This window comes from Jingyaoa shaoxingensis (genome assembly GCF_014385005.1).
GTDB lineage: Bacteria > Bacillota > Clostridia > Lachnospirales > Lachnospiraceae > Marvinbryantia > Marvinbryantia shaoxingensis.
This window is the reverse complement of the sequence record NZ_JACRSZ010000008.1, coordinates 108,154-123,752: the sequence shown is the minus strand read 5'-3', so window position 1 is coordinate 123,752 and position 15,599 is coordinate 108,154. Positions and strand designations below refer to the sequence as shown.

The following is a 15,599-nucleotide window of genomic DNA, read 5'->3' as shown; positions in this document are numbered from 1 at the left end:
ATCATTCATGGTGCCTTCTCTGTCTCCGGCGTTCCTGAAGAGTCAGCTTACGCTCCAACAGATCACCTGCCCGGTCTACATCGATTTGTTTGATGGTTTTCACACAGAAAAATCCATCGGAATTTTCGCATTTCTTTAATCGTATTTTTCCCTTTAGATAGCCATGTTCTTCGCAGTAGGCAAGACAACTAAAGTTCTTACCGCCGCTGGCAAACCAGCGGATTTTTTTCCTGGCAGTTTTCCCGCAGAGATAACATTTGGTGGAAGTAACCTTGCGGTCCTTCATCAGTTCTTTTTTGGATGCAAATTCTTTGGAAACGAATTTGGAATATCCGTCAAAGATAACGGATATCTCTTCCTTCCGGTTGGAAGGTGTGCGAAAATAGTCGATAGAATAAAATTCAAAAATCTGTTCGTATGGAAGAATCTTCAGAACCTCAGCTGTATAGTAAGCGTCTGAAAGTGCAGCATGGAAAGTCTGGGACTTGGGCATCTGAAGCTCATCCACGGCAGTCTCCAGTGACTTGCGGCTTTTGCCGTCATCGAAACAGATACTGTATAACTTCTGGATATCCAGATATTTTAATGGAAATGGAAATTTGATTTCCATATGATGAAAGCGCATGTTGCGCTGCAGTTCCAGAAGATCCAGAGAACCCCAGATACAGTAGACAGCATCTGGTCCGCACCATTGAAGGAAGCGCTCACAGACAGCAGGGAACTGGTCAGCATTTTTCAGTTCACCGGAAGCAATCCGTATGATCGACTGGGTCATAGGGTGCATCCGCTTATAGACAGAAGGCTGCACCAGTTCATGGAAACGGCTGATTTCCTGTCTTCCACTATTCAGTTTTATGGCACCGATCTCCACAATCTCAAAAGGCAGAGCCGGATTTTCTTTGGATTTTCCATCCGGACATTGATTCCATTCCAGATCAAAAATAATATAATTCATGGTAGTCTCCTGTTGCGTTTCTGGTATAAGTATACACAGAGAATGTTTTTCCGTCAACTTGCATAGCAAAAACAGGATTCTTTCGGCAGGTTGCCAATTGGTTTCGAAGAAAAAGGAAAGGAGTGGCAGAAGTTACAAGAGATTTGAAAAAAGTTTGGGCAATAGTGGCATGGCAGAAAACGGGAAAAGCAGTTATACTGAGTACGTGTCAAGAAGAGCCGTAAACGGCGCATAAACGGGAGGAAAATCAAAATGGCAAGTTTATCCTTAGAGCATATTTACAAAAGATATCCGAATGGTTTTGAAGCAGTAAAAGATTTTAATCTTGAGATTGAAGATAAAGAATTCATCATTTTCGTAGGACCTTCAGGTTGTGGTAAATCTACTACACTTCGTATGATCGCAGGTCTGGAAGAGATCTCCGAAGGTACATTGAAGATCGGTGACAAAGTTATGAACGATGTAGAGCCAAAGGACAGAGATATCGCAATGGTATTCCAGAACTACGCTCTGTATCCTCATATGACAGTATATGATAACATGGCATTTGGTCTGAAGCTGAGAAAAGTTCCGAAGGATCAGATCGACAAAATGGTAAAAGAAGCAGCTAAGATCCTTGATCTGGACAAGCTCCTTGACCGTAAGCCGAAGGCTCTGTCAGGTGGTCAGAGACAGCGAGTTGCCATGGGACGTGCAATCGTGCGTGATCCTAAGGTATTCCTGATGGATGAACCTCTGTCAAACCTGGATGCAAAACTTCGTGTTCAGATGCGTATTGAGATCTCCAAGCTTCATCAGAGACTGGGTGCTACGATCATCTATGTAACACATGACCAGACAGAAGCTATGACACTTGGTACCAGAATCGTTGTTATGAAAGACGGTGTGGTTCAGCAGGTAGATTCTCCGCAGAATCTGTACAACAAGCCAGGCAACCTGTTCGTAGCAGGATTCATCGGATCACCACAGATGAACTTCATGGATGCAGTTGTAGAAGCAACAGGTAAGAACGTTGCATTAAAAGTTGGTCAGTACAGCATTAAGCTTCCAGAAGCAAAATCAAAAGCACTGATCGATGGTGGATATGTTGGTAAGACTGTAGTTATGGGTATTCGTCCGGAAGATGTACATGATTCCGAAGAATTCATTGCGAATTCACCTGATACTGTAGTAGAATCTACCATCCGTGTATACGAGCTGCTGGGTGCAGAAGTATTCCTTTACTTTGATGTAGAGAATTATCCGCTGACAGCACGTGTAAATCCTACCACAACAGCAAGAACAGGTGACACTGTGAAGTTTGCACTGGATGCAGATAAGATTCACGTATTTGACAAAGAAACAGAACTTACAATCACAAACTAGTACAGAAAAGATCAGGGAGAGACAGTGATGTCTCTCCTTTTTTAGTTCTTGCGAATTTGGAAAAAATGCATTATGATAAAAGCTATACGTGAAATGATGAAAAAAAGTTACTGTTCACGGAGTGAACAGTAACAATAATAACCCGTAAATAACAGTGACGGACGGAGGAGAAGATGATTTCTGGACAGGTAATACAGAATGCCATTGATGAGTTGAAAGCAATTACCAGAGTAGATTTATGTGTACTGGATACAGACGGAAATACAGTGGCAACTACATTTTCTGATGAAGAGCTGGATGTTTCCAGTATAGAATTATTTGTACAGTCACCGGCAGACAGCCAGGTGATGCAGGGATGCCATTTCTTTAAGATTATGGATAACCAGATACCGGAATATGTGCTGGTAGCAAGGGGAAATGGAGAAGACGGTTATATGATCGGTAAGATTGCAGTCAGCGAACTGCACAATCTGATGGTTGCCTATCATGAAAAACAGGACCGCAATAGTTTTATCCAGAATGTGTTGATGGATAACATGCTTCTTGTGGATATCTATAATCGTGCGAAGAAACTTCATATCGATATTGAAGCCAAGCGTGTGGTATATCTGATTGAGACAAAGCAGGAACAGGACAGCAATGCACTGGAGCTTGTGAGGACACTGTTTGCAGGAAGCAGCAGAGACTTTATCACCGCAGTAGATGAGAAAAACATCATTCTTGTAAAGGAATTAAAACCAGAAGAAGGATATGAAGCAGTAGACCAGACAGCGAAAATGCTTCTGGATATGCTGAACAGCGAGGCAATGTCCAAGGTACGTATTGCCTATGGAACCATGATCGAGGAGATTCGCTTCCTTTCCAAGTCTTATAAAGAAGCAAAGATGGCGCTGGATGTAGGAAAGATCTTCTATGAAGAGAAGAGTATTATTGCATACAGTACCCTTGGAATCGGACGTCTGATCTATCAGCTGCCGATCCCACTGTGTGAGATGTTCATGAATGAGGTATTTGGCGGAGAACTGCCGGATTCCCTGGATGATGAGACACTGATGACAATCAATAAATTTTTCGAGAACAGTCTGAATGTATCCGAGACATCCAGACAGCTCTATATTCACAGAAACACACTGGTGTACCGTCTGGAGAAGATCCAGAAGAGTACGGGACTGGATGTGCGTGTCTTTGAAGATGCGCTCACATTCCGGATTGCACTGATGGTTTCAAATTATATGAAATATATGGAACGAAACACATTCTAAGAGGAGATAAGATATGGTGAAATTATATGATGGCGGCGTCTATCTGGTAAATGGAACCGAGATTGTGGAAGATAACAGAGACGCACAGGCAGTGTTAACCAGTAAAACAGGACATGCAGCATCCAGGGAAGAGGCTGCAAAGAATACCATTGCGTACCGTATTTTACAGGCACACAATACCTCAGGCAACATGGAAAAGTTACAGATTAAGTTCGATAAGCTGACTTCCCATGATATAACTTTTGTAGGAATTATTCAGACAGCCAGAGCATCAGGACTGGAGAAATTTCCTGTTCCTTATGTGCTGACCAACTGTCACAACAGTCTCTGTGCTGTGGGAGGAACCATCAATGAAGATGACCATATGTTTGGCCTGACCTGTGCCAAGAAGTATGGCGGTGTCTATGTACCACCTCATCAGGCAGTCATCCATCAGTTTGCCAGAGAGATGCTGGCAGGCGGCGGAAAGATGATTCTGGGTTCAGACTCTCATACCCGTTATGGCGCGCTGGGTACCATGGCTATGGGTGAAGGTGGACCGGAACTGGTAAAACAGCTTTTGAATAAGACTTATGATATCAACATGCCAAAGGTGGTTGGCGTTTATCTGACCGGCAAGCCGGAAAAGGGTGTAGGTCCTCAGGACGTGGCGCTGGCTATTATCGGAGCCGTATTTGGAAATGGCTATGTAAATAACAAGGTCATGGAATTCGTAGGACCTGGTGTGGAAAACTTAAGCGCAGACTTCCGTATCGGCATTGACGTTATGACAACAGAAACTACCTGTCTTTCTTCTATCTGGAAGACAGATGACCAGATCAAAGAATTTTATGAAATCCACGGCAGAAGCGGTGATTACGAAGAACTGAATCCGGGCGCTGTTACATACTATGATGGTATGGTATATGTGGACCTGTCTCAGGTAAAACCGATGATTGCCATGCCATTCCATCCAAGCAATACTTACACGATTGAAGAACTCAATGCCAATCTGGATGATATTCTTCTGGATGTGGAAAAACGCGCTAAGGTCAGTCTCGGTGGAGCCGTGGACTTTACTTTAAGAGATAAAGTACGCGACGGAAGAATGTATGTAGATCAGGGAATTATTGCAGGATGTGCCGGCGGTGGATTTGAAAATATCTGTGCGGCAGCAGATATACTGAAAGATGCCTACATCGGAGCAGATGAATTTACATTAAGCATTTATCCGGCAAGTACTCCAATCTATATGGAACTGGCGAAAAACGGACGTCTGGCAGACCTGATTAAGACAGGTGCCATTGTGAAGACTGCATTCTGCGGACCATGTTTTGGTGCAGGCGATACACCTGCCAATAATGCATTTTCCATCCGTCATTCTACCAGAAACTTCCCGAACCGTGAGGGAAGCAAGCTGCAGAGCGGACAGATCGCTTCCGTAGCACTGATGGATGCACGTTCTATTGCAGCAACCGCAGCCAACAAGGGATATCTGACGGCAGCAACCGATGTGGATACACACTTTACTAATCCGAAGTATTTCTTTGACAGCAGCATTTATGCAAACCGTGTCTTTGACAGTAAGGGTGTGGCAGATCCGTCTGTAGAGATCAAGTTTGGTCCGAACATCAAGGACTGGCCAGAGATGCCGGCACTGACAAAACACCTGATGTTGAAGGTGGTTTCCGAGATCCATGATCCAGTAACTACAACCGATGAATTGATTCCATCCGGTGAGACATCCTCTTACCGCTCCAATCCGCTGGGACTGGCTGAGTTCACCTTATCCAGAAAAGATCCGGCTTATGTGGGACTGGCAAAAGAAGTACAGAAGGCAGAAAAAGCAAGAGAAGCCAATGAATGTATGGGAGAGGCACTTCCGGAGCTTCGCCCGATTATGCATAAAGTAAAAGAACTGTATCCGGATGTATGTAAAGATACCGTAGGTGTGGGAAGCACCATCTTTGCAGTAAAACCAGGTGACGGATCCGCCCGCGAACAGGCAGCATCCTGCCAGAAAGTACTGGGCGGCTGGGCGAACATAGCCAACAGCTATGCAACCAAGAGATATCGCTCCAACCTGATCAACTGGGGCATGCTTCCATTCCTGATCGAAGAAGGCGACTTGCCATTTACCAAAGGCGACTACATCTTCGTACCGGAGATCCGCAAGGCGATCGAAGAAAAAGCAACCGAGATCAAAGCTTACGTAGTAAGCGAGAGCGAAATGAAAGAATTTACTTTGAAAATGGGAGAACTGACAGATGATGAGAGAACCATCATACTGAAAGGATGCCTGATTAATTATTACAGAGGATAGAAATTTCCCCAAGGCAGTGATTTTGTGTAAACATGGAATCACTGCCTTGGGGAATTATTTTTTTATTGTTCCACTGCCTCGTGTGCTTCTTTCAGTGACTGTGCCAGATTCATCATTGGCTGTGCCTCGCCCAGCCCGATCTTGAATCGCAGGTTTAGCTTACGGTGCAACTGTGTTTCCATATCCATGGAACGTTTTTGGCGGAATGCCGCTTCGCTTTCGGATAATGGCATGGAGTTGCTTGGAATCAGAATAAAAATACGGTTTGCCAGTACCGGACCAATGATTGCAGAAGGAAAGAATGCCTTAATAATGGTACGGAAATAGGAGATTTGGCCCTGAAGCTGAACAATGGAACCAATCGGATTGCACATAGTACCGTGAGCGGTAATCTGACTGAACTTCAGGGCCATGATCCATCCGTATGGTGCATGGATGTCCAGTAGGGAAGTATACAGAGACAGATTTTGATGAAGCTGTTCCGGGAAAAGCAATTCACTGATAAAACCGTTTTCTATGACTGGGATAACGGTATCAAAGGATTCTTTGTTTAATTGTTCCTGAATCTGATGTTTTTTGTGATAATTCAGTTCACGAAAAGCAAGGCTTAGACTGGAGATGACTTTTTCACGCTTTAACGGTTTGGTAAGGTAGTCACGGATTCCCATGTTGAAGCCCTCCCGTTTATAGTCGGTTTTGCGGGAATAGGAAACCACAATGAAAAGACAGTTTTCGTAAAATGCATGAAGTTCACGAATAGAAAAAATACCATGCAGACCTGCCATTTGAATATTCAGGAAAAGAATATCAGGATGATACTTCTGATAAATATCAGACAGCTGGCCGGAATTCTGTGCAATACGGATATCAATGTTTTCTTCCATTTCATGAAAATGAGTGGTGATCATGATACGCAGGGCATCCAGGGCAACCCCCTCATCATCAGCAAGCATAATTTTATACATATAGTTACTCCTCTGTGTCTACGTTAAGATATACTTCATTTTTCAGGTGAAAACGGGAAGAGATAATCTCTGCATCCATGTTTTCTCTGGTGACGGCGACCGGTTCCAGTTTCAGGTAAGGAACATCGTAAGTACCGTCGTTAAATGTCTCTGTCATATCCAGATCGGTACCTTCTGCCAGCATGACGGCGTACTGTGCGCTTTGCTTAGCCAGCTGATCGATGGACTTATAGACAGTCATATACTGGTTGCCTTCCACGATACGCTGGCAGGCATCAATGTCTGCATCCTGCCCCACCAGACAGACGTCATCTGCCATGCGGTGTTCAGACAGAGACTTGAAAGCCATAGCAGCTAGACCGTCATTGCCACAGATCACTGCATCTACTTTTCCAACGGTATCGATACATTCATTCATCTGATCATAGGCATATTCTGCCTTCCAGTTATCAGCATAATTCTCATAAACCAGTTCAATATTTGTGTCAGCAAGCACTTTTTTAATGCCTTTTTCAACCAGTACCACATTATAATCGGCAGGGGATCCGTACAAAGCAGCAATTTTGCCGTTGGCCGGAATCTGTGAAATAACATTTTCTGCCATAAGCTGACCGACCTCTTCATTATCGAAGGAGGCATAGAGATCTACATCAGAATTTTGGATGATACGATCGTAAGCGAGAACTTTAATACCTTTGCTGTGTGCCCGTTTAATGGCAGAAGCAAGAGCAGCGTCTGTGCCGTCTACTGCTACAATTACCAGAACATCCATGCCTTTATCGATCAGATATTCGATCTGGGATGCCTGCTCATCAGCATCTCCGTTGGCATTCTGTACATTGACTTCTGCGCCCAGTTCAGATGCAGTGGAGACGAAGATGTCCCGGTCACGGATCCAGCGCTCCAATACAAAGGTATCAAAAGACATTCCGATCTGAAGAGGTGTATTCTCGTCGGACTTCTCAGACTGTGTCTCTTCTTTGACAGGAGAACAGCCGGCGGTGCTGACTGCCATGGCAGCAATCGTGGTGTATAACATATATTTTTTTACGACAGATGATAAATGATTCATGTAATCAATCCTCTTTTCAGATACGGTCACGGTACTCAGTCGGGGTCTTTCCGGTTACTTTCTTAAAAATACGGCTGAAATAATTCGGATCACTGTAGCCTACCGCCATACAGACTTCTTTGATGCTGGCAGATGGAGAAGCCAGCATTTCTTTTGCCTTTTCCACACGCAGGCTGGTCAGGTATTCTACAAAGGTCTGATCGGTCTCTTCTTTAAATAGCTTACTGAAGTAATATGGACTGATATCCACATACTTGGAAACTTCTTCCAGAGAAAGCTCCTTGGAAAAGTTCTGATCAATGTATTGCCGGGCTTTTCCTACGATGGTAGTTTCTTTCTGTTCTTTTACATTGTTGATATTGCGGCAAGCCTCTGTCATTTTGCTGACAAACCAGCGGCGCTGTTCTTCCGGTGTCTGACAGGCAAGTACATTGTCCAGATAATCCTTCCGGTACAGGAAACCGTATGGAATACCACCTTTCAGGAATACTTCTTTTTCTGCAGTCATCACAAATTCCAGGATCTTAATACGGATACACTGTACGTAGTCCGGGTAATTCTCGATCATCCAGTCGAAAAACTGGTTGGAGGCACGGATGACATTTTCTGTCTCACCACGAATCAGGCAGGAGAACAGATAACGTTCCAAATCATCCGGATAGTCCCGCTCATATTCCAGTTCCATCTTAATATCACGAAGATGTACAACACTGCTTTTGTCTATGCGAAGAGATTTCTTGGATTCTTCATAGGACTTGCTCTGCTCTGTAATGCTCCAGATATTGCCGATACCGGCACGAAAATGCATATCAATCTGTCTGCGCAGCTTACGGATCATATTACGGGTATTTTCAATAATGGCAATACGTTCCTCATAAGGAAGTTCCTGAGATTCGTGAGGAATGAAGATTGCCACAGTTCCTGCCATAATCGGACCAATGATACAGGCTGGTAAAAATTCTTTGATGATTTCCCGGAAAGCAAGCTGGTGATTCTGGAGTTTCACAGTGGTTCCTACCGGGTTTGCCAGATCACCGTTATCACCGTCTTCTCCAAATTCCAGAACCATGATCCAGCCATAATTCGTATGGATATTTAACAGATCACGGTATCGGCTCAAAGAAGGCGTCGGGTCATCCTGAAACAGAATCAGGTTAATGAATCCATTCTCGATAATCGGAACGACAGCTTCCAGTTTTTCACGGATCAGCAGATTCTGACTGCGGCTGGAGCGTTCCTGGTCAATGACCGCCATAGCTTTTTCAAGAGCAGCTACGATCTTATCCCGGTTGGCTGGCTTAGTCAGGTATTCAATAACACCAAGATTGATCGCTTCCTGGGCAAAGGTGAATTTGTCGTAAGCTGACATAATGATAAATTGACATTTTTTGTTAAATGTTCGAATTTCCCGAATGGCATCAATACCCTTAATCCCCGGCATCTGAATATCCATGAATGCGATATCCGGTACGAATTCCTGGGCAATCTCGATGGCCTGCCTGCCGGTCTTGGCAGTACGAATATCACAGGATTCGCCAAAGTTCTTGTTGATAATAAATTTCAGGGAGTCGAGAACAATTCCCTCATCGTCTACCAGTAAAACTTTATACATAGAGTTCCTCCTCAGCGGGGATACGGATAGTGACAAGCGTACCCTTATTTTCTCCTTCACTGTCTATGGAGAAGAGATTTTCTTTATTATAATACAGATTCAGTCGTTTCTGTACATTTCCCAGACCTACACCATTAGAATTCTTATCGGAAGGTGCATGGGATGCTTTTCCATTTCGAATATCAGACAGGCGCTCAGGAGAAATGCCAATGCCGTTGTCACGGACATGGATCAGAAATTCATTGTCTTCCCTCAGGACTTCCAGAAAGATTTTTCCTTCCCAGGAAATATTACGGATACCATAACTGATAGCATTTTCCACGACAGGCTGGATAATCATGCAGGGAACCCGGACGCCGGTGATGTCACAGTTAATAGATTTTTCGTAGTGAATGTCACCGGAAAAACGGACATTCATAATAGAAACATAATTATCCACCAGTTCAATCTCTTCTTTCAGATCCACATCTGTGTTCAGGGACTTCATACTGTAACGGAAAAAGTCTGCCATATTCTGAATAAAGGAATAGGTCTTTTCGGCATCCTCCATCATAGCCATCTGCGCACCGGCATTCAGAGAATTAAACAGAAAATGTGGGTTAATCTGTGCCTGATAATAGCGAAGCTGGGCTTCTTTTAAATGGGTTTCCATCAGAAGCTCTCTTTCTTGAGCCTCTTTTTCTGCTTTCATGCTGCTTCTGACTTTTTCAATGTATTCCTGAATGCTGACAACCATTTTGCTGAAAGCGCGGGTTACCACGCCCAGTTCATCATCTGAGACAACCGGCGGCAATTCCACATCAAAGTTACCGGCAGCCACCTGATTGGAAGCAGAGGCCAGAACCAGAAGAGGTCTTGTAATCTGGTTGACCATAACAATGACCAGAAAGATATTGAACAATGCCATAGCAATGGTGACCAGGGTGTTCATCCGCTCAATCAGCCGCAGGGATACTTCCAGAGACTGATAGTTGATGGAGTTGGTCAGAAACTGCTGGTTATTCAGACTATATATATACGAAGTCAGAAAGTTGAAATATTCGGTGGCTTCGTTGTAGGCTGTACGGTATTTACCAGTGTTGCGGGCACGTTTGGCTTCAATGGCCACATCGGCAATATCCAGATAGCTCTGGGAAATATTGTAGATATTTTTTTCCATGGAACCTGCAGTGGAGTCAGTGGTCTGATTGTTCAGATCAGACAGGAGATTGCGGTACTGCTGTTCATAATAATAGTAGTTATTTAAAGAATCTGTGCTCTTAATCTCCAGATATTCCAGAATATTATCATGAAGGCTGTTTAGAGTCTTTGTCATGGTATTTAAGTTATTGTTGCTGGTGTAGATCGTATTGATCTGCTCCAGGGAACGGTTAATATTGGTATTCAGATACAGAGACATCGCCAGAGATAACAGGGAAGTCAGCAGAAAAATGAAAATCAGTCGTAATGGAAACGGTACATGGGAAAAGGAACTTACCTGTTTTTTTGACATTATTCAGCCTCCTTTCCTGTTTCTGATTCAGCTTCTGCCTGTCTGGCATTTAACAGACGAATGGCATCTTCCTTCTCCAGAGTGTGCACATCCACCTGGGAATAGTCGCTGGTGTAACCATATTCCAAGTATTCGGCAAGGTTATCAACAGCACGTTTTCCCATCTGTGCCGCATCAATGACGATATTGGCACTGATAACACCGCTGGAGAGGTATTCCAGTACAGAGTCATTTTGGTAGGAACCAATGATCTTAAAATCTCCCACATAGTTCATATCTACCGCAATCTGGCTGATGGACTGAGTTTGCTGCAGCGTGGTGCAGATTACGATATCAGTCTCGTTGAGATGATTTTTCAAATATTTACGGATAGATTCTTCTACTTCAAAAGTATTGGAGTTATTCAGCTTCATAGTATCCAGTTTCATATCACTGCGCTGTTCCTCCAGTGCTTTGCCGATACCGGAGACCAGAAGACGACTTTCCGTGTCTTGTTCCTGGGAATCCAGAATGACCATGACATTGGAGTCACTGGCATCGGCATACTTCAGGGCAAGTGATCCATAATCGTAACCAATGGTGACGTTATTGACGCCGGTGTAGCTGTAACGTTCACTGTTCATGTTATCCCGGTAAATGGTACTGACGGCAATTCCGGCATCCACTGCTTTGTTCATAAGCTGGGTGGTGGAATAGTCATCGTTTGCTTCCATAATAATGGCATCAACTCTGGCAGCAGTGGCCATCTTCAACAGTTCATTGGTTGTATAGGAGAGATCCAGGTTTTTTCCAAAATCCTCCACGTAAATATTTTCCGGAATGCCCTCTTCTCTGGCAGCTTCAAAAGTTGAGTCCCAGAAAGCAGTCACGGAGTTGGTGATAAAGGCGCAGTGATACTTGTATCCGGAGGCTTCTGTAGTCTGTGTATACTGCTTCTGAAGAGAAGAGATGGCATAGTATTCTCTTACAATATACAGAACCAGACAGACCAGTGAGATCAGAACCAGTCCGGCAATAACCGTGAGATAATTTGTTTTTTTCTTCTTTTCCATAGATAAAGTCCTTCTGGTCAGATCTGATTCGGGTAAAGAAACTGATGCTGGATCAGATACACACCGCCCAGAAGTGTAGCGGAATCCTGTAGCGTGGATGGAATCAGATGACAGTATTGTTTCATGGTATTGTGAAGAGAATTGGTGATATCTTCACAAATGGTGGGGCGGCATCGGTGCAGAACACTGTTCAGAATAATAATATCAGGATTAAAAGTATTCAGCAAATTGTTAATGCCGATGGACATATAAGTAATAAAGTTCTTCACCAGACGTCGGGCGTCCGGATCGCCCCGGCGGTAAAGATCTTCAAAAATATCTGCATGAATCGGCATATGCTTTAATTCAGACAGTTCCGCAAACAGAGCACGTTCAGAAGCGTACTGTTCCAGACAGCCTTGATTGCCGCAGGGACAGGGACGTCCCCCAATCTGAATAATAGAATGGCCAAATTCTCCGGCATAGCCGTTTTTTCCTTTGACCAGCTGATTTTTCATAATAATACCCACACCGATACCGGAATGGACGCTGATGTACAGCATCTCATTAGTCTGATGACAGAAGGACCATTCTCCAAGAACAGAAAGGTTCGCTTCGTTTTCCATCAAAACGGGAACGTGAAAGGCTTCTGACAGCGGTGTAACCAGATCCAGATCTGCATAAGAAGAATATGGAAGGAAAATGATCTGGTTATGATGTACTACGCCGTGAATGCCAAGAGCAATTCCCAGAAGACCGTAACGGCTTTCAGGAAGCGTGTCAATGGCAGCCTGTATTGCAGTGACCAGTGTTGGTATGAGATTCGCAGAGTTTTCCGGAGCGGAATACTGGTAAATGTGACAGTTTCCACCCAACAGATTGGCTGTCATCAGTGTGATGGTCTCAGACGCCAGATCCAGAGAAATGATATATCCGCAGGTGGGATCCAGCCTCAGGAGAATCGGTTTTCTTCCCTTTTTTGTGTCATCACTGCCGATTTCTTCAATCAGTCCACGGTCCAGCAATACCTGTACAATGGCAGAGACGGTGGCTTTTGTCAGTCCCAGATGCCCTGCGATGGCGGCTCTGGATATGGATCCATGCTCCAGGATGGTACGGATAACAGACTGGGTATTAATATCTCGAATAAGTTCCGGATTACCGGTTAAAATTGTTTTCGCCATAATTATCAAAATCCTCTTGCAAAATTGAGTGATTAGAGTTATTATTACTATAACACAATTAGTTCAGAAAGTAAACTAATTGAGAAAATTACCGAAACACAGAAAGGGGACAGAACCATGCAGATCAAAAGCATTACCGATGAGGCATTTAAAAAGTACGGCAGAGTACTCAAGATAGAAGTACCGGATCTGTTAGACCGTCTGGCTAAGACACCTGTGACAGATGGCGTAGAGTATGTAGCATCCGCACCGGAGCTGGAAGCCTGTTCAGAGCGCGAAGCCATTCAGAACAGTGTTTACGGTGGTATGCCGATCCAGATTGGATATTGCAACGGAACCAATCATACTCTGAATGCAGTGGAATACCATCGCGACTCTGAGATTGATATTGCCCTTGACGGAGCCATTTTACTGATTGGCTCAGAACAGGATGTAGAAGATGATTTTACATATGATACAGCAAAGATGGAAGCCTTTGCAGCACCGGCCGGTGCAGTGGTAGAGCTTTACGCTACCACACTTCACTATGCACCGATCAACGCAGAAGGCAAAGAGAACTTCCGCGTAGTTATTATTCTTCCGGAAGGAACTAACACAGAACCACCTGTACTTTCAGGAGTATTCCCGGAAGACAAGCTGATGACCGCAAAGAATAAATGGCTCATCGCCCATGCAGAGTCTAATGAGGGCAAAGGTGGAGCATTTGTGGGATTAAAAGGAGAAAACCTTACCATATAATAAAAAACAGGAGGAGCAATATCATGAACAATTTACCAGAAGTAAAAATTGGAATCGTAGCAGTCAGCCGTGACTGTTTCCCGGAATCTCTGTCCGTTAACAGAAGAAAAGCACTTGTAGAAGCTTACACAAAAAAATATGATGCAAAGAACATCTACGAATGTCCGGTCTGTATCGTAGAGAGCGAGATCCACATGGTTCAGGCTCTGGAAGATATCAAAGCAGCAGGATGTAACGCACTGGTTGTTTACCTTGGAAACTTCGGACCGGAGATCTCCGAATCTCTCCTTGCGAAACATTTCGAAGGTCCTAAGATGATCATCGCAGCAGAAGAAGAATCACAGAATGACCTGGTTCAGGGACGTGGTGATGCTTACTGTGGTATGCTGAATGCAAGCTATAACCTGCAGCTGAGAAATGTTGGCGGATACTATATTCCAGAATATCCTGTAGGAGATGCAGATGACTGTGCAGATATGATTCATGACTTCCTGCCAATCGCACGTGCATATGTGGCAGTAAAAGACCTGAAGATCATCAGCTTTGGTCCTCGTCCAAATAACTTCCTGGCATGTAATGCACCAATTAAACAGCTTTACAACCTGGGTATCGAGATCGAAGAGAACTCCGAACTGGATCTGTTTGAATCTTTCAAGAAACATGAAGGTGATCCACGTATCGCAGAAGTTGCAGCAGATATGGCAAAAGAACTTGGTGATGGCAACTGCAAACCAGAAGTACTTCCTAAGCTGGCTCAGTACGAGATTACTCTTCTTGACTGGATCGAAGCTCACAGAGGATACAAAAAATACGTTACACTTACCACAAAATGCTGGCCTGCATTCCAGACACAGTTCGGATTCGTTCCTTGCTATGTAAACAGCCGTCTGACAGGACGCGGAATCCCTGTATCCTGTGAAGTAGATATCTACGGAACACTTTCTGAATTCATCGGACAGGCAGTCAGTGATGATATCGTAACTCTGCTGGATATCAACAACTCTGTACCAAAGGATATGTACAAAGAGTCTATCGAAGGTAAATACAACTATACACACAAAGATACATTCATGGGATTCCACTGTGGAAATACCTGCTCACAGAAGCTGACAAAGGGTACTATGAAGTATCAGATGATCATGGCAAGAAATCTGCCGGAGGAAGTTACACAGGGAACCCTGGAAGGCGATATCGTACCTGGAGAAATCACATTCTACCGTATCCAGAGTACAGCAGATAACAAGCTTCGTGCTTACATTGCAGAGGGGGAAATTCTTCCGGTAGCAACCAGATCCTTCGGTGGTATCGGTGTATTCGCTATTCCAGAAATGGGAAGATTCTATCGTCACGTACTGATCGAAAAAGGATTCCCACATCACGGAGCAGTAGCATTCGGACATCACGGAAAAGCTCTGTTTGAAGTATTCAAGATCCTTGGTCTGGATGTAGACGAAATCGGATACAACCAGCCGGCAGGTGTACTTTACCCAACAGAGAATCCATGGGGCTAGAATTAATCCAATAAGATTGTAACAAAAAGAAAAGCCGCCTGCGGCGTGTAACTGCAGGCGGCTATATTAAAATTTTAGTAGTTTTATCAGCATATGACAACAAAAACAAT

Annotated in this window: 12 protein-coding genes; 5 read left to right on the top strand and 7 right to left on the bottom strand. The window is 44.0% G+C overall.

The genetic code is table 11. The features are described from left to right. Position 1: 1 nt before the first annotated feature. Complete coding sequence (locus H8716_RS09280) at positions 2 to 955, bottom strand: 3'-5' exonuclease (RefSeq protein ID WP_249308373.1); 954 nt, start codon at positions 953 to 955, stop codon at positions 2 to 4. Positions 956 to 1,207: 252 nt separating this feature from the next. Here H8716_RS09280 and H8716_RS09275 point away from each other — a divergent pair, with 252 nt between their 5' ends. From H8716_RS09275 to H8716_RS09265, 3 genes are all read left to right on the top strand, one after another. Continuing rightward, entirely contained in the window at positions 1,208 to 2,320 is a 1,113-nt protein-coding gene (locus tag H8716_RS09275) for an ABC transporter ATP-binding protein (protein ID WP_249308371.1), read from the top strand. 173 nt (positions 2,321 to 2,493) lie between these two features. Beyond that, positions 2,494 to 3,582: a PucR family transcriptional regulator gene (locus tag H8716_RS09270; RefSeq protein ID WP_249308369.1), complete on the top strand. Its 1,089-nt coding sequence runs from the start codon at positions 2,494 to 2,496 to the stop codon at positions 3,580 to 3,582. A 13-nt stretch (positions 3,583 to 3,595) separates the two neighbouring features. Beyond that, the gene (locus H8716_RS09265; protein ID WP_249308367.1) at positions 3,596 to 5,884 is read left to right on the top strand and encodes a hydratase; all 2,289 of its coding nucleotides are present in this window, start codon (positions 3,596 to 3,598) and stop codon (positions 5,882 to 5,884) included. Between the two features lie 62 nt (positions 5,885 to 5,946). Here the strand turns inward: H8716_RS09265 and H8716_RS09260 are convergent, their stop codons facing one another. Genes H8716_RS09260 through H8716_RS09235 form a run of 6 tightly spaced genes read right to left on the bottom strand, consistent with a single transcriptional unit; the run spans position 5,947 to position 13,240 of the window. After that, the gene (locus H8716_RS09260; RefSeq protein WP_249308365.1) at positions 5,947 to 6,849 is read right to left on the bottom strand and encodes a response regulator; all 903 of its coding nucleotides are present in this window, start codon (positions 6,847 to 6,849) and stop codon (positions 5,947 to 5,949) included. A 4-nt stretch (positions 6,850 to 6,853) separates the two neighbouring features. Continuing rightward, positions 6,854 to 7,921, bottom strand: a complete 1,068-nt coding sequence (locus H8716_RS09255) for a sugar ABC transporter substrate-binding protein (protein ID WP_249308363.1) — start codon at positions 7,919 to 7,921, stop codon at positions 6,854 to 6,856. 16 nt (positions 7,922 to 7,937) lie between these two features. Further along, entirely contained in the window at positions 7,938 to 9,533 is a 1,596-nt protein-coding gene (locus H8716_RS09250) for a response regulator (RefSeq protein ID WP_249308362.1), read from the bottom strand. After that, a complete protein-coding gene (locus H8716_RS09245) occupies positions 9,526 to 11,025 on the bottom strand; it encodes a sensor histidine kinase (protein WP_249308361.1) in 1,500 nt (499 codons plus the stop codon). The genes H8716_RS09250 and H8716_RS09245 overlap by 8 nt, the downstream gene beginning before the upstream one ends. Continuing rightward, positions 11,025 to 12,077, bottom strand: a complete 1,053-nt coding sequence (locus H8716_RS09240; RefSeq protein WP_249308360.1) for a substrate-binding domain-containing protein — start codon at positions 12,075 to 12,077, stop codon at positions 11,025 to 11,027. The genes H8716_RS09245 and H8716_RS09240 overlap by 1 nt, the downstream gene beginning before the upstream one ends. 17 nt (positions 12,078 to 12,094) lie before the next feature. Beyond that, on the bottom strand, positions 12,095 to 13,240 hold the full coding sequence (locus H8716_RS09235) for an ROK family transcriptional regulator (RefSeq protein ID WP_249308358.1): 1,146 nt from the start codon (positions 13,238 to 13,240) through the stop codon (positions 12,095 to 12,097). Positions 13,241 to 13,357: 117 nt separating this feature from the next. On the opposite strand from H8716_RS09235, the gene H8716_RS09230 reads away from it, so the two are divergent. Continuing rightward, positions 13,358 to 13,978, top strand: a complete 621-nt coding sequence (locus tag H8716_RS09230; RefSeq protein ID WP_249308356.1) for a DUF4867 family protein — start codon at positions 13,358 to 13,360, stop codon at positions 13,976 to 13,978. A 23-nt stretch (positions 13,979 to 14,001) separates the two neighbouring features. After that, positions 14,002 to 15,489: an L-fucose/L-arabinose isomerase family protein gene (locus tag H8716_RS09225; protein ID WP_249308354.1), complete on the top strand. Its 1,488-nt coding sequence runs from the start codon at positions 14,002 to 14,004 to the stop codon at positions 15,487 to 15,489. Positions 15,490 to 15,599 lie beyond the last annotated feature (110 nt).

Bases quoted from the DNA above. Each gene is read 5' to 3' on its own strand.
- H8716_RS09225 (WP_249308354.1), top strand. From the start codon at position 14,002: ATGAACAATTTACCAGAAGTAAAAATTGGAATCGTAGCAGTCAGCCGT.
- H8716_RS09250 (WP_249308362.1), bottom strand. From the start codon at position 9,533: ATGTATAAAGTTTTACTGGTAGACGATGAGGGAATTGTTCTCGACTCC.
- H8716_RS09235 (WP_249308358.1), bottom strand. From the start codon at position 13,240: ATGGCGAAAACAATTTTAACCGGTAATCCGGAACTTATTCGAGATATT.
- H8716_RS09270 (WP_249308369.1), top strand. From the start codon at position 2,494: ATGATTTCTGGACAGGTAATACAGAATGCCATTGATGAGTTGAAAGCA.
- H8716_RS09245 (WP_249308361.1), bottom strand. From the start codon at position 11,025: ATGTCAAAAAAACAGGTAAGTTCCTTTTCCCATGTACCGTTTCCATTA.
- H8716_RS09265 (WP_249308367.1), top strand. From the start codon at position 3,596: ATGGTGAAATTATATGATGGCGGCGTCTATCTGGTAAATGGAACCGAG.
- H8716_RS09280 (WP_249308373.1), bottom strand. From the start codon at position 955: ATGAATTATATTATTTTTGATCTGGAATGGAATCAATGTCCGGATGGA.
- H8716_RS09230 (WP_249308356.1), top strand. From the start codon at position 13,358: ATGCAGATCAAAAGCATTACCGATGAGGCATTTAAAAAGTACGGCAGA.
- H8716_RS09255 (WP_249308363.1), bottom strand. From the start codon at position 7,921: ATGAATCATTTATCATCTGTCGTAAAAAAATATATGTTATACACCACG.
- H8716_RS09260 (WP_249308365.1), bottom strand. From the start codon at position 6,849: ATGTATAAAATTATGCTTGCTGATGATGAGGGGGTTGCCCTGGATGCC.
- H8716_RS09275 (WP_249308371.1), top strand. From the start codon at position 1,208: ATGGCAAGTTTATCCTTAGAGCATATTTACAAAAGATATCCGAATGGT.
- H8716_RS09240 (WP_249308360.1), bottom strand. From the start codon at position 12,077: ATGGAAAAGAAGAAAAAAACAAATTATCTCACGGTTATTGCCGGACTG.